Annotated in this window: 21 protein-coding genes and 1 pseudogene; 9 read left to right on the plus strand and 13 right to left on the minus strand. The window is 40.8% G+C overall.

From position 1 onward, the window contains the following. Positions 1-22 precede the first annotated feature (22 nt). Complete coding sequence (locus tag DER53_RS13655) at positions 23-1,165, minus strand: acyl-CoA dehydrogenase (RefSeq protein WP_015864021.1); 1,143 nt, start codon at positions 1,163-1,165, stop codon at positions 23-25. A gap of 146 nt (positions 1,166-1,311) precedes the next feature. Further along, entirely contained in the window at positions 1,312-1,956 is a 645-nt protein-coding gene (locus DER53_RS13660) for a TetR/AcrR family transcriptional regulator (protein WP_015864022.1), read from the minus strand. A gap of 158 nt (positions 1,957-2,114) precedes the next feature. Between DER53_RS13660 and DER53_RS13665 the strand changes: the two genes are divergently transcribed. The 3 genes from DER53_RS13665 to DER53_RS13675 all read left to right on the plus strand — a co-directional run bounded on the left by DER53_RS13665 (position 2,115) and on the right by DER53_RS13675 (position 3,262). Next, a complete protein-coding gene (locus DER53_RS13665; protein WP_062754787.1) occupies positions 2,115-2,660 on the plus strand; it encodes a flavodoxin family protein in 546 nt (181 codons plus the stop codon). Between the two features lie 213 nt (positions 2,661-2,873). Then, the gene (locus tag DER53_RS13670) at positions 2,874-3,122 is read left to right on the plus strand and encodes a hypothetical protein (protein WP_015864024.1); all 249 of its coding nucleotides are present in this window, start codon (positions 2,874-2,876) and stop codon (positions 3,120-3,122) included. After that, positions 3,119-3,262 carry a hypothetical protein gene (locus DER53_RS13675; RefSeq protein ID WP_156482442.1) on the plus strand — a complete coding sequence of 48 codons (144 nt, stop codon included), beginning with the start codon at positions 3,119-3,121 and terminating at the stop codon, positions 3,260-3,262. Before DER53_RS13670 ends, DER53_RS13675 begins: the two co-directional genes overlap by 4 nt. Positions 3,263-3,307: 45 nt before the next feature. On the opposite strand, the gene DER53_RS13680 is transcribed toward DER53_RS13675, so the two are convergent. Further along, positions 3,308-4,105, minus strand: a complete 798-nt coding sequence (locus tag DER53_RS13680; protein ID WP_062754752.1) for a GNAT family N-acetyltransferase — start codon at positions 4,103-4,105, stop codon at positions 3,308-3,310. 117 nt (positions 4,106-4,222) lie between these two features. On the opposite strand from DER53_RS13680, the gene DER53_RS13685 reads away from it, so the two are divergent. Continuing rightward, entirely contained in the window at positions 4,223-4,474 is a 252-nt protein-coding gene (locus DER53_RS13685) for a DUF6154 family protein (protein WP_062754754.1), read from the plus strand. 40 nt (positions 4,475-4,514) lie between these two features. Here the strand turns inward: DER53_RS13685 and ilvA are convergent, their stop codons facing one another. Then, on the minus strand, positions 4,515-5,723 hold the full coding sequence (gene ilvA, locus DER53_RS13690) for a threonine ammonia-lyase (RefSeq protein WP_015864028.1): 1,209 nt from the start codon (positions 5,721-5,723) through the stop codon (positions 4,515-4,517). A 356-nt stretch (positions 5,724-6,079) separates the two neighbouring features. Here ilvA and DER53_RS13695 point away from each other — a divergent pair, with 356 nt between their 5' ends. The 5 genes from DER53_RS13695 to DER53_RS13715 all read left to right on the plus strand — a co-directional run bounded on the left by DER53_RS13695 (position 6,080) and on the right by DER53_RS13715 (position 12,320). Continuing rightward, positions 6,080-7,243, plus strand: a complete 1,164-nt coding sequence (locus DER53_RS13695) for an MFS transporter (RefSeq protein WP_062754755.1) — start codon at positions 6,080-6,082, stop codon at positions 7,241-7,243. Positions 7,244-7,500: 257 nt separating this feature from the next. Beyond that, the gene (locus DER53_RS13700) at positions 7,501-8,685 is read left to right on the plus strand and encodes an alanyl-tRNA editing protein (RefSeq protein WP_062754757.1); all 1,185 of its coding nucleotides are present in this window, start codon (positions 7,501-7,503) and stop codon (positions 8,683-8,685) included. Next, on the plus strand, positions 8,678-9,445 hold the full coding sequence (locus tag DER53_RS13705) for a TatD family hydrolase (RefSeq protein ID WP_062754759.1): 768 nt from the start codon (positions 8,678-8,680) through the stop codon (positions 9,443-9,445). The genes DER53_RS13700 and DER53_RS13705 overlap by 8 nt, the downstream gene beginning before the upstream one ends. Before the next feature lie 61 nt (positions 9,446-9,506). Further along, positions 9,507-10,757, plus strand: a complete 1,251-nt coding sequence (locus DER53_RS13710; protein ID WP_062754761.1) for a two-component system sensor histidine kinase NtrB — start codon at positions 9,507-9,509, stop codon at positions 10,755-10,757. Between the two features lie 195 nt (positions 10,758-10,952). Then, positions 10,953-12,320, plus strand: coding sequence for an MATE family efflux transporter (locus tag DER53_RS13715; RefSeq protein WP_062677712.1), 1,368 nt, complete (start codon positions 10,953-10,955; stop codon positions 12,318-12,320). A 293-nt stretch (positions 12,321-12,613) separates the two neighbouring features. Here DER53_RS13715 and DER53_RS17610 read toward each other — a convergent pair whose 3' ends face one another. The 9 genes and pseudogenes from DER53_RS17610 to DER53_RS13760 all read right to left on the minus strand — a co-directional run bounded on the left by DER53_RS17610 (position 12,614) and on the right by DER53_RS13760 (position 18,402). Continuing rightward, positions 12,614-12,766, minus strand: a complete 153-nt coding sequence (locus tag DER53_RS17610; RefSeq protein ID WP_062754763.1) for a YjcZ family sporulation protein — start codon at positions 12,764-12,766, stop codon at positions 12,614-12,616. Between the two features lie 35 nt (positions 12,767-12,801). Continuing rightward, positions 12,802-12,900: a YjcZ family sporulation protein gene (locus tag DER53_RS13725; RefSeq protein WP_073967981.1), complete on the minus strand. Its 99-nt coding sequence runs from the start codon at positions 12,898-12,900 to the stop codon at positions 12,802-12,804. Between the two features lie 130 nt (positions 12,901-13,030). After that, positions 13,031-13,963 carry an EamA family transporter RarD gene (gene rarD, locus DER53_RS13730; protein WP_062754765.1) on the minus strand — a complete coding sequence of 311 codons (933 nt, stop codon included), beginning with the start codon at positions 13,961-13,963 and terminating at the stop codon, positions 13,031-13,033. Positions 13,964-14,065: 102 nt separating this feature from the next. Beyond that, positions 14,066-14,200 (minus strand): sporulation protein YjcZ, encoded by a 135-nt coding sequence (gene yjcZ, locus DER53_RS13735; RefSeq protein ID WP_121910054.1) that lies wholly within the window; start codon positions 14,198-14,200, stop codon positions 14,066-14,068. A gap of 152 nt (positions 14,201-14,352) precedes the next feature. After that, the gene (locus DER53_RS13740; RefSeq protein WP_062677715.1) at positions 14,353-15,231 is read right to left on the minus strand and encodes a cation diffusion facilitator family transporter; all 879 of its coding nucleotides are present in this window, start codon (positions 15,229-15,231) and stop codon (positions 14,353-14,355) included. Positions 15,232-15,437: 206 nt separating this feature from the next. Continuing rightward, a pseudogene (locus tag DER53_RS13745) lies at positions 15,438-15,548 on the minus strand (D-alanyl-D-alanine carboxypeptidase family protein); the annotation flags it as partial. Positions 15,549-15,990: 442 nt separating this feature from the next. Beyond that, positions 15,991-16,287, minus strand: a complete 297-nt coding sequence (locus tag DER53_RS13750; RefSeq protein WP_062754767.1) for a hypothetical protein — start codon at positions 16,285-16,287, stop codon at positions 15,991-15,993. Between the two features lie 148 nt (positions 16,288-16,435). Continuing rightward, positions 16,436-17,023, minus strand: coding sequence for a hypothetical protein (locus tag DER53_RS13755; RefSeq protein WP_062754769.1), 588 nt, complete (start codon positions 17,021-17,023; stop codon positions 16,436-16,438). A gap of 209 nt (positions 17,024-17,232) precedes the next feature. Beyond that, a complete protein-coding gene (locus DER53_RS13760) occupies positions 17,233-18,402 on the minus strand; it encodes an ISL3 family transposase (RefSeq protein WP_121910055.1) in 1,170 nt (389 codons plus the stop codon). Positions 18,403-18,571 lie beyond the last annotated feature (169 nt).

The following is an 18,571-nucleotide window of genomic DNA, read 5'->3' on the forward strand; positions in this document are numbered from 1 at the left end:
CCTTATGCGCATTTCCCGGTATTTAGCATCCAAGTTGACGGGCAATAACAAGACGTTGAATTTCTGACGTACCTTCTCCGATTTCCATCAGTTTGATGTCTCGTAAATGGCGCTCGACTCCGTACTCTTTCATATACCCATAGCCTCCGTGAATTTGAATGGCTTGGTTGCAAACGCGGAATCCCATTTCCGAAGCGAACAGTTTTGCGAATGACGCTTCTTTTGTAAACGGTTTCCCTTGGTCTTTTAACCAAGCTGCCTTATACACCATATTGCGCGCCAGCTCAATTTCCATCGCCATATCAGCAAGCTTGAATTGTATTGCTTGAAATTTTGAAATAGTCTGACCAAATTGGACACGCTCCTTCGCATATTGAAGCGCTTTCTCAAATGCCGCTTGGGCAATGCCAACCGCTAGCGCAGCAATGGAAATGCGTCCGCCATCCAGCGTATATAAAAATTGCTTAAAGCCTTTTTTCGGATCTCCGAGTACATTTTCTTTTGGCACACGTACGTTTTCAAACACTAATTCGCACGTGTTCGAGGCGCGGACGCCCATTTTGTCATAGTTTGAACGGATCGTAAATCCTGGAGTGTCCGTTGGTACGATAATCGCGGAAATGATGTTTTTGCCCCGTTCGTCTTTTCCTGTCACGGCGGTAACAATGACTTGTCGTGCGTATTCTGCATTTGTGATCCAGCATTTTTCTCCATTGATGACATACTCATCGCCATCCAATACCGCTGTCGTCCGCGTTCCTCCCGCATCAGACCCAGCATTTGGTTCAGTTAGCCCAAATGCGCCCAACGTTTCTCCTTTTGCCATCGGTACAAGCCATTTTTGTTTTTGTTCTTCCGTGCCGAAGTAATAAATCGGACTTGCTCCTAGGGAAACCGCAGCAGCATAACTTAATCCAGTCCCGCCGCACGCGCGGCCGATTTCTTCTACGGCTATCGCATATGAAATCGTATCTCCGCCGGCGCCGCCATATTCTTCCGGAAACGGAATTCCTAAAAGTCCTAACTCGCCCATCTTCTTAAAAACTTCAACAGGGAAATACGCTTCTTTATCCCATTTCGCCGCGTTTGGTGCAATTTCCTTCTCCGCAAACTCACGAACCATTTCTTTAATCATTTGTTGTTCTTTTGTTAGTTCAAAATTCATCTTCTCTCCCCCATTTCATAGATTTATCTTTGAACCGACTAGTCGGTTTTTAAAGAGGAAATAAAACACTTAACCATTAAGACCGACTAGTTGGTTTGATTTGTGTATGAAAAAGCGTTGACCTTTTTCTCATTTTTTAAAAAATTTTATTTTGAAAATGAACCGGAAAACGGCTTGATGAAAAAGTTCGATATTTGTGGACGCCGCTTTGCTTCTTCCGTCAAAATGGAATGCAAGATAAAATCAGCAAAGTAGTTTGCGATTTGTTCGATGGTCATCGGACCGTCTGGGTTATACCATTTGTATGTCCAGTTCACCATGCCGATAATGGACATTCCCGTAATCTCTACCGATAACTCGGAACGAAACTCCCCAGCTTCTATTCCTTCGCGGATAACGCGGAAAATCACTTCCTTAAACTCATCGCGTTTTCGGTTGATTTTCTCGGAATATTCCGGTTTTAAATACGTGCTTTCTTGGTAAAAAACAGTAATATGTGGCTTATATAAATGAAACACTTTTACAAATGACTGAATAATTGCATATAAGCGTTCTGTCGAAGTGGTGTAGTTTTCGTACGCTTCTTGCGCTTTATTCAACACATAGGTAATAAATACGTCATGAATGTGATAAAGAAGCTCGTCTTTTGACTTGAAGTTATGATAAAAACCACCTTTAGACGTGTTGCTTTCCGTCACAATCCGATCAACCGTCACACCATGATAGCCGTATTTTTCAAATAGATGAAGAGCAGTATCGATAATTCGATCTCTTAACGTTTTTTCTGCCATGGAAAGTCTCCTTTGCTTTTATATTACCACTATTTTCTGAAAAAATAAAATATTTTTTACCTATTAATTTCATTTAATTATAAAATACGGAATGGTTGCTGGAAATGTCAACTGTCGTTTATCATCATCATATGATTGGAAAAGAAAGGATGGATACGATGGCAAAAATTTTAGTGTTAAATGGCAGCTCAAGAGAAAACGGAAATACCGAACAGCTGACAGACGTTATTTTGGAAGGAGTCTCCTCCACCCGTATCAATATAAGAGACTTTTTGATTCAGCCGATTGTCGACAAACGCCATGATCCAGAAGGATTTACGACAGTTGCCGACGATTATGATCAAATAATTGAACTCGTTCGCCAGCATGACGTGCTTATATTTGCGACGCCAATCTATTGGTATGGAATGAGCGGGCATATGAAGCAATTTATCGATCGCTGGTCACAAAGTTTGCGAGATACGCGTTTTTCTTTTAAAGAGGAAATGAAAAAGAAAAAAGCCTTTGTCATCATTTGCGGCGGTGACAATCCATATATCAAAGGTCTCCCGCTCATTCAGCAGTTTCAATACATTTTTCAATTTATGGGAATTGAATATATCGGCTATGTGATTGGAGAAGGAAACGCCCCTGGCGATGTGCTTCGTGATGAACGAGCAATCAGTCAAGCAAAATATTGGAATACATTTTTTTGTTCGTTATAAAATTCTCCAGCTTTAGTGCTGGGGAATTTTTCTTTACTTCCCAGAAAGGCATTGCGCTATGTTGTGCTCTCCAATAAAACCCAGCTATTTTATCCACTACTATGCGCGCTATATTTGTATGTGATTCCTCCATGGCATATGGAATATTTTTTCACCATTTCATACATAATCACGGCAGCTTTTCAAAAAAATAAGGGTGGGAGGTGGTTTCATTTGGAACCGATGCTATGTCCAAACTGTAAAACGAACCGAACGCGCTTTCATTTAATCGAGCAGCAGCCCAAAGCGGTAAAACTGAATCCGCAAACCGGTGAAATTGAACAAGAATATACAAACGATGCGTTAGAACCGTTCCATCTTCCTTACCGCGGCCCAAGCTATCGCGTGCAATGCGGCGCATGTGGATTAATTGAGGATGCCGAAATGTTTATTCAACGAGCAAAATCATCACAAATGAGGTGATCAATATAGCAAACAAAAAACAAACTCCATCATCGTTGGTCGACCAAAAACAGCTTGTTAACGACGAGGCAAAGGCGATGAGAGAAAAAGGCGACCAGCATATTCGCCGGGTTACGCCAAACGGAGCGGACGGGCAATAACCATGAAAGGTGGGTCTACTTCTTAGTCAAGTAAACCCGCCTTTTCTAGAGATACATCGTCCATGTACCGATATCGCGAAAACCAAGGCGTTTATAAATGCTGCCTGCTTGCGGATTATCATAAAACAAACATAATGTTTTCCCTTCCGAAATCAAATCTTGAATCAACTTTGTCATGATGGCGCTCGCATACCCTTTTTGTCGATGCGCCTCATCGGTACAGACGCCGACAATCATCGCGGATAGCGAATTTTCTGCCGTCGTGGACGCAGAAGCGACCATATTACCATCTTGCTCAATGTAATACGTTCTTCCTGTCTTTGTCTCTAAACTTTTTGCAAGGCTCTCTCTCGTTCTTGGGACAGTGGCGAATTCAGCGATGCGTTGCCGCAGCTTGATAATGCGATCTACGTCCTCCAGCGTGGCCTTTTTAATTTCTATAGAGTAATCCATTTGGTTCGCGTATTCGTTTGCGTATTCATCCGTATCGCATTCACAAAAATACATGACACGCTTATTTCCCAACGTCAGCCATTGTTCAAACCGCTCCACGATGGACGACTTGCCGGAAAGTATGAAAGGAAAAACATTCGTTTGCTGAATCAGCGTGGCAAACCCTTCGACGTCAAAATCTCCTTGCGCATACGGAATAAAAGAATTATAATACCGAAGCAGCACTGCTTTTAGATTGCCTGTTTCGTCCAATTCTCCCCAAATTTCTTGAAAGTCGGTATCATATCCAAACGATTCGATGTCACCGATAATAAATAAATTAAACGATGGTTCTTTTTGCAGAAACGAAAAAAGCTGGTCATGGTCATGCTTTGTTAGACGCCGAATCATCTCTCCCCCTTTTTTAAATTTTTACTATCATACTATACTGAACCAAAATTAGTCAATCATCATATACATAAATTTTATGCAAACTGATGATAAACGAAACAGATGGAGGAAAAACGAATGAAATTTGTTGACGAGCTATATGAATACTATAAAAACCGACTCACAGGCGATGAAGAAGATGCGGAAGTGATGACGATGTCGATTTTGGAAGAGCTCGACCGCAATGATTTGCTGCAGCTCATTCAAGAAATGACCGATGAGGAATTAATGGGGATGGTGGGGCTTTACATTCTTGAAAGCCTAAAAGCGAAAATGGCACACGATGGAATCGGACAAACAAAACTGCGAGATATGCCAAACGTTCATTAAAAAGCAAGATGGGATGGCGTGCCTGCGCCATCCCTTGATGTTATTGGAGAAACTCGACGTCATATCCTTCTTTCAATAATACTTGATGAATTTGCTGGATATGATCTTGATTTTTTGTTTCAAGAGAGAAATGAATTTCTGCTTGACCCGGCAACACTTTTGCTCCGATGCGCTGATGGTGAATCGACATAACGTTTGCTTCCAATTCGGCGATAATTCGCAACAGTTTATTGAGCTGGCCAGGCTTATCGGAGATAACAGTCGTAAATGTCACAAACCGTCCAGATTCGACGAGCCCGCGTTCAATGATTCGTGAAATGAGGGTGACATCGACATTGCCCCCACTTAATATGGTGACAACTTTTTTTCTAGTAAATGGAAATTTTTGATACAATAGCGCCGCAAGCGGACACGCCGCAGAACCTTCGACCAGCAGCTTGTTACGTTCTAATAAATATAGCATCGTTCGAGAAATTTCCGCTTCCTCGACACAGACGACGCCGTCGACATATTTTTCAATATATTGATACGTAATATTTCCTGGTTTTTTCACCGCGATGCCATCGGCAATCGTATCAGAAGAAGTAATGGTTATTGGCTTTTTATGACGGAGCGCCGCCGTCATTCCAGGACAAGCAGACGATTCGACTCCATATACTTGAATCGATGGTTTCAACTGTTTTAATGTAAATGCCAATCCGGCAAGAAGTCCGCCGCCCCCAACCGGACATAGGACAACATCGACATCCGGGAGCTGTTCGATAATTTCTAAGCCAATCGTTCCCTGGCCTGCCATGACCGCTAAATCATCAAACGGATGAACAAACGTCGCTCCTCGCTGCCGCTGCAATTCGAACGCATACTCAAGCGATTCGTCAAATACGTCTCCATGTAAAATAACTTCCGCTCCATAACCTTTCGTTGCTTCCACTTTGCTTAACGGCGCTCCTTTGGGCATGACGATCGTACATGGAATACCGATCATGCCGCTGGAGTAGGCGACCCCTTGAGCATGGTTTCCAGCTGAAGCGGCAATCACCCCACGCTTTCGTTCCTCTTCGCTTAACGACATAATTTTATTAAATGATCCCCGCACTTTAAACGATCCCGTCTTTTGCAAATTTTCGAGCTTCATGTATACTTCATTGCCAGAAAGATTAGTAAATGTTTGGGAATGCTCAAGCGGAGTTTGATGAACAATCCCTTTCATTTTTTCCCTTGCCTCTAAAACATCGTTCAATGTTAACATCGTTTTCATCACCTAGCTATCATTCATTTCAAAGTTGCCCCTGATAATTATACATAAAACAGTAGTTTGTCTACAAACTATACCCCAATATAACTTTTCATCTTTTTTTAAATGTGCTATAAAAAGAAAGGAAATCCTAATCATGACGCAAGCAAGCCGAATATACTGACTCCATCCATCACCCCAATACAGAAATTAAAAATCTGCCCAATGCGTTCCTAATCGAGGCAAATCCTATCTCTCCAATAATATGATGCAATGTTAGGATGTTTCTCGTGCGTTTCCTCCTAGAATGTTTTGCAAATTCCCATAAACTTCATTATGATAAAGAAGTATGAACGATCGGAGGTAACAATATGAAAAAGGCTAATTTTCTTTCTCTTTTATTTGCCGTTATGTTTTTGGTGATGTCTGGTTTTGGCATTATCATCCCGGTTCTTCCCTTTTTAGCAGAAGAAGTGGGTGCCACTCCTACGCAATTAGGACTGCTAATGGCAACGTACTCTTTGATGCAACTATTATTCGCTCCATTTTGGGGCCAGATATCCGACCGTTACGGGCGAAAACCAATTTTATTCATCGGCATCGCCGGATTGTCGCTCTCGTTCTTTTTGTTTGCCGTGTCAAAAACACTTACGATGTTATTTATCGCCCGTATTATCGGCGGGATGCTATCAGCAGCTACGATTCCTACCGCAATGGCTTACGTTGCTGACGTCACGACACCGCAAGAACGTGGAAAAGCAATGGGGGCTATCGGCGCCGCTACCGGTCTTGGATTTATTTTTGGTCCTGCGATTGGCGGCATTTTTTCGAAAATAAATTTGCATATTCCTTTCTTTATCTCAGGAACACTATCCGCTGTTACCGCATGTCTCGTGCTTCTTTTTTTGAAAGAATCATTGACAAAAGAAAAACAACCGGCAACTTTAAAAACAAAAGAACCGATATGGTACATACTAAAAGGGCCGCTTTTATTTCTGTACCTTCTTCAATGGCTTATTACTTTTTCATTGGCTGGGCTAGAAGCAACATTCGCTTACTACGCAGCAAAACGCGCAGAATTATATTCCTCGCAATTAGGCTATATTTTTATGATTATGGGGCTTGCAAGTGCGATTGTCCAAGGAGGGCTCATTGGAAAACTAATTCAAAAATTTGGTGAAGGCCGCGTCATTCAAGGCGGAATCATTGTATCAGCCGTTGGATTTGCCCTCATTTTATTCGTTCACAACTTCCTGACCGCCGCTATATTTTTATCGATTTTTGGCATCGGAAACGGTGTCATCCGCCCTTGTGTATCCTCGCTAGTCACTAAACATATATCAAGCGGCCAAGGGCGTGCTACCGGATTGCTTTCTTCGTTTGACTCCCTTGGGCGCATCATCGGACCTCCAATTGCCGGACAGATGTTTACAACAATGATCGAACTTCCATACTTAGCAGGTATTGTATTATCCTGTTTCGCGTTGATCCTTTATCATGTTTTTGCAAAACAGTCACAGCAAGTTTCGTCTTAAGAGGGAAGCTCCCTCTTTTTCATATTGATTATTTAGAACATAGTTTAATAACATAAATGATTGTTTCTTTATCTAAATAATCAACAGCCCATCCCCTTGTTTGTTCATGAAATTTTATCCCACTATTTCGATTGTGAAATATTTTTTCATCTCTTTCAGGAAAACATTTTATGCATGGTAAAAACTATATAAAAGTAGGCAGCCACGATAAAAATTGGTAAGATAAAAGCAGACAATCTTGGAAAGGACGAAGAACGATGACCGTGAAATTATATTACACTTCTCCAGCGACAAGCGAATGGACAACGACAATCACAAGTGCTCGTGAAGATGGAGATACATATATTGTCACATTAGCAGAAACGGCATTTTATCCAGAAGGCGGCGGACAGCCTTCCGATTGCGGAACGATTGAAGGAATGCGTGTATTAGAAGTATTTGAAGAAAACGAGGAAGTGTATCATCGTCTCCCTTCCTTGCCTAAAACATCCACCGTTCATTGCCAAATCGATGCGGCTCGCCGTCTCGACCATACCCAACAACATAGCGGGCAACATTTATTATCCGCTGTTTGCATAGAGCTTTTTGACGCCCATACGGTCGGTTTTCATATGGGCACTGATGTAGTAACGATTGATTTAAACATTCCTTCTTTATCCGAGCAAGCGCTCACCGCCATTGAAAATCGCGCCAACGAACTTATTTACGCCAATATTCCTGTAGAAACGTACTATGTGACAAAAGAAGAAGCACACACAATTCCGTTTCGGAAGTTTCCCGATATCGAAGGGAATATTCGCGTCGTCGAAATCAAAGGAGTCGATGTCTCAGCCTGCTGCGGAACTCATGTATCGCGTACAGGAGAAATCGGGATCATTAAGCTGCTGAAAACAGAACGTCATCGCGGAATGACGCGCCTGTCATTTGTTTGCGGCAAACGCGCTCTTGGCGATTATCGCATTTCCCATCGTATTCTTACTACCGTTTCCCAACAATTTGGAACAAACCGGGATATGCTGTTAGACGTGCTTGCAAAATGGGAGGACGAAAAGAAAGAACTACAAAAACAGTTGCAACAATGTAAAGAAGTGATGTACGATATCGAAGCAGAGAAAGCGGCACAGCAAGCAGAAAAGGTGATCATTCACATCTATGAGCAATATACGTTAAAAGATTTGCAAGCAATTGCCAACACAATTGCAAATCGTTACCATAAAACGGCCGTTTTAGCGACTTTGTTGGAGCATCGCATCGTCATCGTCAAAGCTCCTTCCCTTTCGCTGCACGTCGGCCAATGGTTGAAGCAAAAGCTAGAAGCAGTGAATGGAAAAGGAGGAGGAAGTGATCGTCAAGCACAAGCAACATTTTCTTCGCTCCATGACATGCACACATTTATTCGCTTATTAGAAACGGAAATAACAAAGGTGATTGCTAGTGATTGATGCCCACCTTCATTTAGATCAATATAGCGATATCGAAGAAGAGATAAAAAAATGGCAAGAAGCAGGAATTGCCGCGGTAGTGGCCGTTTCGACCGATCTTCGTTCCAGCTATCGGACGCTCGAACTAAAACAAAAATTTCCTGATTTCATTTATGCGGCGATTGGGTTTCATCCCGAACAGCCTCTTCCATCATCATTAGAATGGGAAGAGTGGCTTCGTCTTCTTCAGATCGAACGCCCACATCTTTCTGCTATTGGAGAAGTCGGTCTTCCTTATTATTCTGCTGAAGCTGTTTTACGATTTTCTGATTATCGCGATTTCTTTGAACAAATCGTTCGTACTGCTGCTGCGGCCTCATTACCGCTAGCAATACACGCTGTTTACGACAAAGCTTCAACTGCTTTACATATATTGCAGAAAAATAAGATAAAAAAGGCTCACTTTCACTGGTTGAAAGCGGAGCCGGCGATCATTGAGAGAATTGTAGCATGCGGCTACTTTATTTCAATCACTCCTGAAGTTTGTTATCGCACGCGGGACCAAAAACTTTTGTCCCGTGTGCCAATCAAACAATTGCTTTTAGAGACGGACGGACCATGGCCATTTGACGGGCCATTTGCCGATGTTCCCACATCTCCATTGCTGTTACATCATTCGCTTAAGGCGGTCGCTTCCTTTTATCATCAAGACATCAAAGCGACAGCAAACACAATCACCGCAAATACAAAGAGGCTATACGGCTCATTACATCACTGCTAGTCAAAACGAACACCTTTTTGTACAATAACTAATGAACGTTTTCTCAAGGGGTACTGGAAGTATGGACTTATCTTATGAAAAGTTAAAACAACGCGTAAAACAATTGGAACAAGAAACGCGGTTTTATCAAAATTTAATAAAACAAATTCCCTTTTCATTCACCTACACGGATTATAAAGAAGGAATGAAATTAGAAAAGAAGCGTGGAAACATTTCACCAACGATTCAGTCCATTCCCGCTTCTTCCAAAAAAGACACTGATCTACAATTGGATATTGATCTAAATCATGACGTTCTATTTGAGAAGGTTGAAAAGTTTTTAACACCGATTTTCGACCTTGTTCCCCATCATATCGTATTTGTTGATGGAAACGGCATCATTACACTTTGCAACTTGCAAACGGCAATTGATACCGGGGTAGATCGTGATTCCATCATCGGAAAGCATATTCGTGAACTATTGCAGCTGCCCGATGAACTCATCGTAACGCTGCAATCCATTAAAAAAAAGGAGCCGATTTATAATCGCGAAGTATTCGACCGTTTTTATGGAATTATTAATACACGTTTCCTTTATAACAATGATGGTTCCATCAAACGAGTGATTAGCACATTTCAATCATTAACCATGATGAAAGAAACGGAAAAACTGGCGGTGGCTGGTCGTATCGCTGCGGGAATTGCCCATGAAATTCGCAATCCGCTTACTACTGTTCGTGGATATTTACAATTTTTAAAAGGCGAACTTCCAGATCAAATTGTTTCTCTTATTGATCGTCTTCTCATTCCTGAACTTGACCGCGCCAACAGCATCATTACCGACTTTTTAAGTATCGCCAAACCAGCGAATATTAAAATGGAAAAAATGATTATTCATCGTTTTATTCAAGAAGATTTAGGGATGTTGTTACAGAGCGAAGCTTTGTTACATAATGTAAATATTCATTTTGATTTAGACGAACGCCTCGACAATTGTGTGATAAAAGTGGATAAAAGCCAGTTATTACAAGTGTTTTTAAATTTATTTCGCAATGCGGTCGAGGCAAAAGTGAAAAAGACAATGCATGTCACTATTTCGACGAAATTATACAACAATATTGTCCAAATTCGATTTTGCGACGATGGGCCTGGGATTCCCCCAACGATTATTGGCCATATTTTTGATCCATTTTTCTCTACGAAAGAAACTGGGACTGGACTTGGGCTGCCGCTATCGCGCAAAATCATCGAACTGCATAAAGGAACGATGAAAGTCGAAAGCGGAGACAATGGAACTTGTTTTCTTATCGAACTGCCATTGGAAAACTGCTGAAACTAGAAGCTGTCCTTATCAGCTAGGACAGCTTCTTTCCTGTATATCTTTTATTGCGATCATTCCAATTTTGCATTTAGAACAATGTGTGACTAAATAATATAATCGTTATTAAAAACAAAATGATTGTTTCTTTCCGATTTTTTTCGTAATCTATATGGATAGTGCAACTTTATTGGAAAAGAGGCGGTTTTGATGCAGCAAACGATGACACACAAAGAGAAAATCATACAGCTGCTTCATATTTTTCTACCCGTTTTTATTACTCAAGTTGGTCAATATGCGATGAACTTTGCTGACGTTACGATGTCAGGACATGCCAGTTCAAGTGATTTAGCAGGAGTCGCGATTGGATCAAGTTTGTGGGTTCCGATTTTTACAGGAATGAGCGGCATTTTACTCGCTCTGACGCCAATTGTCGCTCAACATTTCGGAGCAAAGCGGTACGAGCAAATTCCACATGTGGTGATCCAAACGATGTATTTAGCGATTGTGATCTCCCTAGCCATCATCGCTGGCGGTGCCGCCGCCTTAAATCCGATTTTGAATCACATGAATTTAGAAGCAGAAGTACAACAAGTTGCTTATGATTATTTAATCGCCCTTTCATTTGGCATAATCCCGTTATTTCTTTATTACGTTCTGCGCTGTTTTATTGATGCGCTTGGCCAGACGAAAATTACGATGTTTATCACATTAACGGCACTTCCTATTAACATTTTGTTTAACTACTTACTCATTTATGGAAAATTTGGCTTTCCGAAGCTCGGCGGTGTCGGCTCTGGTTATGCAACGACGATCACATATTGGTATTCGTTTTTTATAGCGGTCATCATCGTCCGCCGATTTCAGCGATTTGATCGCTTTAACCTATTCGAGCGTTTTTATCGTATTTCTTTTGCTACGTGGAAAAAACTATTAAAAATCGGGCTTCCGATCGGTTTTGCGATTTTTTTTGAAACGAGCATTTTCGCCGCTGTCACATTGTTGATGAGCGAGTTTCATACAACGACGATCGCCGCTCATCAAAGCGCAATGAATTTCGCGTCGTTTCTTTATATGATCCCATTAAGCATCTCTACAGCATTGACGATCGCCGTTGGTTTTGAAGTTGGAGCGAATCGTTATCAAGATGCGAAACAATATAGCTTTATCGGCATTGGAATGGCAGTATCAACAGCGATTGTTACTTCGCTTTTGCTTTATTTTTTCCGCGGGGATATTGCCAAAATTTATACGAACGAACAAGATGTGCTATTTTTGACGGAGCAATTTTTACTATATGCGATTTTCTTTCAATTTTCGGATGCCGTAGCTGCTCCGATTCAAGGCGCGCTTAGAGGATATAAAGATGTCAACGCTACATTTTGGGCCGCTTTCGTTTCGTATTGGTGCATTGGGCTGCCATTCGGTTATACGCTTGCCAATTTCACTTCTTTCGGAGCGTTTGGATATTGGATTGGGCTGATTGCGGGATTAGCTTCTGGGGCGATATTCCTCTTTTTCCGCCTTCTCTATGTCCAGCGCCGCTACAAGCATGTTCATCATAATGAAAACGGATGAAAAAAAGCCGGCATTCTTCATTATTATATTTGTGAAAGGTGAAGAGAGAATGAAACGGATTTGTTCATATGAAAAAGAGGCTGTGCGGAAGCCTCTTTTTCATTTATGCTTATTTCAATATTTTCGCTTTTTCTAGTTCACGTTCTTCTTATTTACAATAATCATCGCAGACGGCGTAATTCTCGACCACTAACGTTATATTGGTGATCTCGAAAAGTCTTTCGTAAAAATAAAATGAGGAAGAAGCCGTTGATCGGCTTCTTCCCGATTGTCATGTGTTATCTAGCCGGCAATTAGAACCATGCTGATCCGACAATAATAAGCAAGATGAACAAGACGACGATTAGCACGAAACTACGGCCTTGACCAAACCCGCCATAGCCAAAGCCATGGCCGAAGCCGCAGCCGCAGCCGCCCCAGCCGCCAAAACCATAACCAAATGACATAGTATGCACCTCCTTATGTTAAATTTAACGAGCGGTTAGTACCCCCAACCACCAATACATGCGCATCCAACAATAATCAACAAGATGAACAAGACAACGATTAACGCAAATCCTCCACCGTAACCTGCACCCATCATGAGCACCTCCTTCACTTTTGTACTAGTAGACTATTCATTTGGATGGCAAATGGTTAGATATTTTTATAAAAATGGGTGTTCAACACAATGCAAAATAAAAAACGGACCGATATCATCGATCCGTTTTCTATATGCCAAATGAGTTACGATTAATAATTTTATCATGCCATCCTTGCATCCATTTTGTTTTAGAAAAAGAAAAAATGACAAGCGCCACCCAAATACAGCTAAACGTATATACGTGCGCTTTCGTAAACGCTTCGTGAAACAAAAATATGCCAGACAATAACGTTAACGTCGGAGCGATATATTGAAGAAATCCGAGCATGGTAAGCGAAATCCGTCTTGCTCCTTTTGCAAAATATAAGAGCGGAACCGCAGTTGCCGGACCAGCACCAATCAATAATAACAATTGCCAAATAGTGAGCGTTGATAACAGTGAAGAATGATCATATAAAATAAACAAATAGATGAAAGAAATCGGTGTGACGACCATCGTTTCCACTGTTAAACCAATCGCGGAATCAACGCTTGCCAGTTTTTTCACCAGCCCATAAATCCCGAAAGAAAAAGCAAGCGTTAACGCAATCCATGGAAATGTACCGTATTGAAAAGTCATCACACAAACTCCGATACTCGCAAGAATAAAGGAAATCCATTGCCATAAATTAAGCCGTTCTTTTAACACCACCACTCCTAATACAACGCTGACGAGTGGATTAATATAATAACCTAAGCTTGTTTCCACCACATGCCCATGGGTAACCGCCCATATGTATACAAACCAATTCACGCTGATTAGTATAGCCGCTGCGATTATTCCTCCTGCTAATTTTGGCTTTTTCATCATCATCGAAACCTGTTTTCGCCACGATGCTATTTGCCTCGTTACAATAAGCAGCACAACCATAAAGAAAAACGACCAAATAATGCGGTGTGCTAAAATTTCCATCGCAGGACGAGACTCCAAAAGCTTCCAATAGAGCGGTAAAATTCCCCACAACAAATAAGAAAACGCCGTATACCATATTCCGATTTTCTCTTCATTTGCTTGACTCAATGCTCTATCCCCTTTTTATTTTATTGCTTTCATTTTACTGATTTATTATAATTCGTTTTCTGTTTTTTTCCAAGAAAAAACGCCTGCCGTAAACAGGCGTCTTTATCTTACTGCTGCTAACACAATAATCAGCAAAATAAATAAGACAACTATTAAAGTAAATGAAAAGCTGTAACCAAAGCGGCCTCCATAACCGTAACCATAGTAATGCGGCGCATATCCATCATAATACCACATCATAATCTCCTCCTTTTTCGTTAAATAACGGCCAAGGCAAGCACAAACAACCATCATTTAAGAGTAAACACCGCTTATAGCGGGCGCCTTCTTTGACGATTCACCGTCATTATATGCATCCGCCCATCATAACGGCCGGGCAAATGCCCAGATTAAGGAGTTCTTTCCGGTTCGATATGGACATGCGTCGCTTCAATATTATGGCGTTTTTTCATCAGGCGTTCCACTTCATCGGCAATTTCGTGGCTTTTTACCACCGTTAAATTTGGATCAACATGTATTGTTACATCAAGGACGACATAACTGCCTAACATTCTTGCTTTTATATCGGCAACGTTCTTTACCCCATCAATGGCTGCGATTTCTTGTTTGTATGTCGTCAACATATGTTCGTCAAACCCATCGGTTAACGTATGGGACGTTTCCATAAATACTTCCCAAGCGGTTTTACAAATCATTCCTCCAATCAGTGCAGCCACAAGCGGATCAAGCCACAATAGACGAACTTGCGCTCCAATAATTCCAACGACCGTTCCAATGCTTACAAGCGCATCGGACAGATGGTCTTTTGCGGCCGCAGCAAGCGCTTGACTATTCGTTCGTTTCGCTAACTGTGCATTAAAATAATATACGGCTATCATTACAAGAGCAGATGCAACAGCGACAAATGCGGCGAAAGGCTCAGGAGCACTTTCTTTTTCGGATTGAAAAACGGAAGAAATTCCTTCAATGATCACATCGATGCCGATGGACATCATCATGAACGCAGCAATTAATGATGAGATATTTTCCGCGCGTGAATGTCCATACGGATGGTTGCGGTCACGCGGTTTTTTGGCAATTTTAATCCCAATTAAAATCGCGACAGAAGCAAGAATATCGCTAAAATTATTCCATCCGTCCGCTTTGACGCCGTCAGAATGAGCAATAGAACCGACGATGAGTTTGCTTATCGCTAATATTATGTAGCTAACGATACTGACCCAAGCCCCTAATTCTGCTTTTCCTTTTGTTTCCACACATTTCACCAACCTAGCTGTCCTTTCTGCATTTATAAGTGTACCAATATAAAAACATGTAAGTCTATAGCAACAAAGTTGGCTTTTGGAAGGAGTATAGATGTGGACAAACTTTTTCTTACTCGGGTAACTTTTTTGAGTAAAGGCAAACCACTACTGCGTATGATGCAACAGAAAGTAAAAAAACGGCCTGCCGATGGTTGCAGGCCGTTTTCTCCTTACATTTTCCTTACGATTTGAAAATACTCTTCTAACGTAATTTGTCTTTCAAACATCACTTTTGCTGCTTTTTTGCCGACATACCGAAGATGCCAAGGCTCATATTGGTAACGTAAAAAGATATAACCATATAAAATTATTGAAAAATAGCCTTCTTTCATGTTATCTTTTCTTCATTCTATCATCTAAGTTTTGGTTTTATCAAGAATATCTTTTAAAAACCGCACTCTTTCAAGCGCAGTTTCATTCTTCATCTGCTTCATTCGCATGATTCCACTCATGTGATAATCGTCAACATTTACTTGAACTTTATTGTGTTTTTGGCAATTAAAAAATGTATTAAATGGCAAATAAGCATATACAATTATCTGTATAAAATTTCATACCTCTTGTCGCTTTTGGACATGGAGTCTCTGCGGGCGCTCGAAATGAACTTGAATAATCTTAATTATACATTCGATTCAGGAGGTATTTTCTTTTGGATTACTTCATTCTGCTAGGCGTTTTTTTATAAAATGATAAATTATAGGGTCATTACTTTGAAAATACTTATTAAGGCATGATATAAAAAATCAACAAAATTATAATATTGATAGGGAGACTAATTAACAAAAACAATCCTATATAATTTTTAGGACTAGAACCTTTTTTTGTTATAGCAAAATACTCAACACCCAAATTACTGATTGTAATTAATAAAACAAAGATGGCATAAAGCAAAACTTTTTCCTTAAACATGCTTGTGAAAAGGGGAGAAAAGATGATTAGAAAAGTGAGTTGCTGAAAAGTGCCTCGAGAAAAAATATCTACCTTTCCACCCAGAAATGCTTTAAAGTCACTTTTGCTCATATTATCCCCCCTTACTATCGTAATATTCTTTATTCAACTATTGATGCCCTTTAGCTCAATAAAAAGGATGAATCGCTTTTTGAATTAACGCACCCAATATTAAATTTGATACTTCTTTCTGCTTCTGATAAACGGTCTAATCTTTAAATTAATCCTGTTCGTTTGGGAAAACAGCAATATTAGAGTCATCGAATGTCTTATCAAGCGTAATGTCATGTACAAATGTATCTCCCCAATTCTGGGTTTCCACTTTGGTGTCTTTTGTAGTCGTTATTCCCAGTCCTTTAAGTATTTCTTCGAGTGGTTTGTCGGTTTCAACTTGAAGATGAACCAAATTCCCCTGATAAAAGGTAGCTGTAGCATATGTAAACAATTCGGATTCTCCATATGTTAAGTAATCCGCGTTTATGGTCGAACCATCTTTCAACTGAAACTTTCCATTCTCATACTGTTTTTCGTTAGGATCGAGCTTAAACCGTTTATTAAATTCGTCTTTTGTCAAAAAGGTTTCGTTGCTTATCTGCTGTTCTATATCCTTTTTAGTTTGTTGCTGCTTATCAGTTGTTCCCTGCTGCTTTTCTTGTGTATCCCCCTCTTTCTTCTCTTCCTGCGTAGCTTTTGGTTTTGATATCGGTTGTGCTTTCTGTTCATCGTCGCTGTTCCCAGTCACACTTCCGATAATAAATAAAACCACAAGGATGGCCCAAAACCACCATTTTTTCCATATGTTTTTCATTTTAGCACCCCCTTCCATCCATTATACTGACAAGTAAAAGTAATGAAAATAAAAATGCCCATCTACTCTGTAACATCAAGTACAGTTAAACAATTTTTAGCACTTTGATATCAATGTCTTATATTTAATACTATACATTATATTTGGTTGTTTTTTCATAAAATTCTAAAAAGAGGGTTCATCACCAAAAGATGTACTTGATTTTTACGTTAAAATGTGATAGAGGTCTCTAGACGGACACGCAAAGTAAAACGCTGGATATTTCGATCCCCATATCCTCGCCTTTTGATCAATTTTATTTTGTTGTTGATTCCTTCCATTGGACCATTTGAGTAAGAAAAAACGATGCAAGAAAGCACTGCGTCTCTTCGGATGATGAGTGCCTTGGCAATACTGCGTACGGCGGCACAGTCGCTAAAAAGGTACCGGTCAAACCATTGGGTCAAACGAGTTTCGGCTTGCTTTCTTGTTTGGCTTTTGGATACGTAACGGAAATGTTGAAGTGCTTGATAGACATCACGTAAATAAGCACTTTCTTGGCACCATTGTCGAACTTCCTGTCTCTCTTCTTCTGTTAATTTTTCTGGACGTTGGCTTAACCATCGGCACACGCGGCGAACGCTTCCATGTTTGGTTCCGCCTTTGGCAAGGTATTTGCGACAACGTTCCAGTGCATCGGTGAATAACTGAATCACATGGAAGTGGTCAAGAACATGGATGGCTTTTGGACATACCTTTTCAATGGCTTTTCTCATGGCAGGAGCCAAGTCGCTGACAACATACTTCACTTTGGAGGCGACGGGTTGAAGCGCCTCCACAATGGCTTCTTCATTTTTTCCAAAAGCAATGGAAAGGACATTCCGAGTCTGTGTGTCCATCACCGCTACTCCGTAATCATGTCCCTTTCGGAAAGCGAATTCATCCACACATACTACTGTAGGATTCGATGTTGGTAAAAGAGCCGGGGCATATTGATAAAACCAGCGTTCTACTGTCGTATAGGCGAGTTGTAACAAGCGAGCGACTTCTTGAATCGTTTTTCCGATGCATAACTGGGCGACCCAATGTTGAAACGATTCCGTCGCGATACTGTGAGACGGAAGTCCCGGATAAGAAACGGTGAACGTCAGAAAACAGGCTTGGCAACGCCGTCTTTCTATGGGAAGTTCAATCCAAAATAAACCGACCGTATTGGTATAGCCATGAATCCATTGTTTTCGTTTCGATGATATTTTGGTTGTCCGTCCGAAGCAAGTCGGGCAGATCGGACAATGAGGAGGGAGGGAAAGTTCAAAAATCCATCGTTCTCCCTCTTTTCGTTCTCCATGAATAAGAAAGCCTGGTAAAGTGATCAAATCTTTGATAAACTGAGATTGCATGCGAAATTTCCTCCATGGTTGATGGTTTGGTCACCTTTACCATACAGGAAATTTCGCATTTTTTGTACCCTTGATCAGAAAACAACCTGATTGTCAAGTACATTTTGTGGTGAAGAGCCAAAAAGAAATAAAATTAGAATATACAGTAAAGGGAAGGAAGGTACCGTCA

Source organism: Parageobacillus toebii NBRC 107807 (genome assembly GCF_003688615.2).
Taxonomy (GTDB): Bacteria; Bacillota; Bacilli; order Bacillales; family Anoxybacillaceae; genus Parageobacillus_B; species Parageobacillus_B toebii.

What these genes read in the sequence shown, in the direction of transcription:
- DER53_RS13710 (WP_062754761.1), top strand. Translation starts at nt 9,507, where the DNA reads ATGGACTTATCTTATGAAAAGTTAAAACAACGCGTAAAACAATTGGAA.
- DER53_RS17610 (WP_062754763.1), bottom strand. Translation starts at nt 12,766, where the DNA reads ATGTCATTTGGTTATGGTTTTGGCGGCTGGGGCGGCTGCGGCTGCGGC.
- DER53_RS13660 (WP_015864022.1), bottom strand. Translation starts at nt 1,956, where the DNA reads ATGGCAGAAAAAACGTTAAGAGATCGAATTATCGATACTGCTCTTCAT.
- DER53_RS13685 (WP_062754754.1), top strand. Translation starts at nt 4,223, where the DNA reads ATGAAATTTGTTGACGAGCTATATGAATACTATAAAAACCGACTCACA.
- DER53_RS13700 (WP_062754757.1), top strand. Translation starts at nt 7,501, where the DNA reads ATGACCGTGAAATTATATTACACTTCTCCAGCGACAAGCGAATGGACA.
- DER53_RS13655 (WP_015864021.1), bottom strand. Translation starts at nt 1,165, where the DNA reads ATGAATTTTGAACTAACAAAAGAACAACAAATGATTAAAGAAATGGTT.
- DER53_RS13750 (WP_062754767.1), bottom strand. Translation starts at nt 16,287, where the DNA reads ATGAGCAAAAGTGACTTTAAAGCATTTCTGGGTGGAAAGGTAGATATT.
- DER53_RS13680 (WP_062754752.1), bottom strand. Translation starts at nt 4,105, where the DNA reads ATGATTCGGCGTCTAACAAAGCATGACCATGACCAGCTTTTTTCGTTT.
- DER53_RS13665 (WP_062754787.1), top strand. Translation starts at nt 2,115, where the DNA reads ATGGCAAAAATTTTAGTGTTAAATGGCAGCTCAAGAGAAAACGGAAAT.
- ilvA (WP_015864028.1), bottom strand. Translation starts at nt 5,723, where the DNA reads ATGTTAACATTGAACGATGTTTTAGAGGCAAGGGAAAAAATGAAAGGG.
- DER53_RS13695 (WP_062754755.1), top strand. Translation starts at nt 6,080, where the DNA reads ATGAAAAAGGCTAATTTTCTTTCTCTTTTATTTGCCGTTATGTTTTTG.
- yjcZ (WP_121910054.1), bottom strand. Translation starts at nt 14,200, where the DNA reads ATGTGGTATTATGATGGATATGCGCCGCATTACTATGGTTACGGTTAT.
- DER53_RS13725 (WP_073967981.1), bottom strand. Translation starts at nt 12,900, where the DNA reads ATGGGTGCAGGTTACGGTGGAGGATTTGCGTTAATCGTTGTCTTGTTC.
- DER53_RS13715 (WP_062677712.1), top strand. Translation starts at nt 10,953, where the DNA reads ATGCAGCAAACGATGACACACAAAGAGAAAATCATACAGCTGCTTCAT.
- DER53_RS13755 (WP_062754769.1), bottom strand. Translation starts at nt 17,023, where the DNA reads ATGAAAAACATATGGAAAAAATGGTGGTTTTGGGCCATCCTTGTGGTT.
- DER53_RS13760 (WP_121910055.1), bottom strand. Translation starts at nt 18,402, where the DNA reads ATGCAATCTCAGTTTATCAAAGATTTGATCACTTTACCAGGCTTTCTT.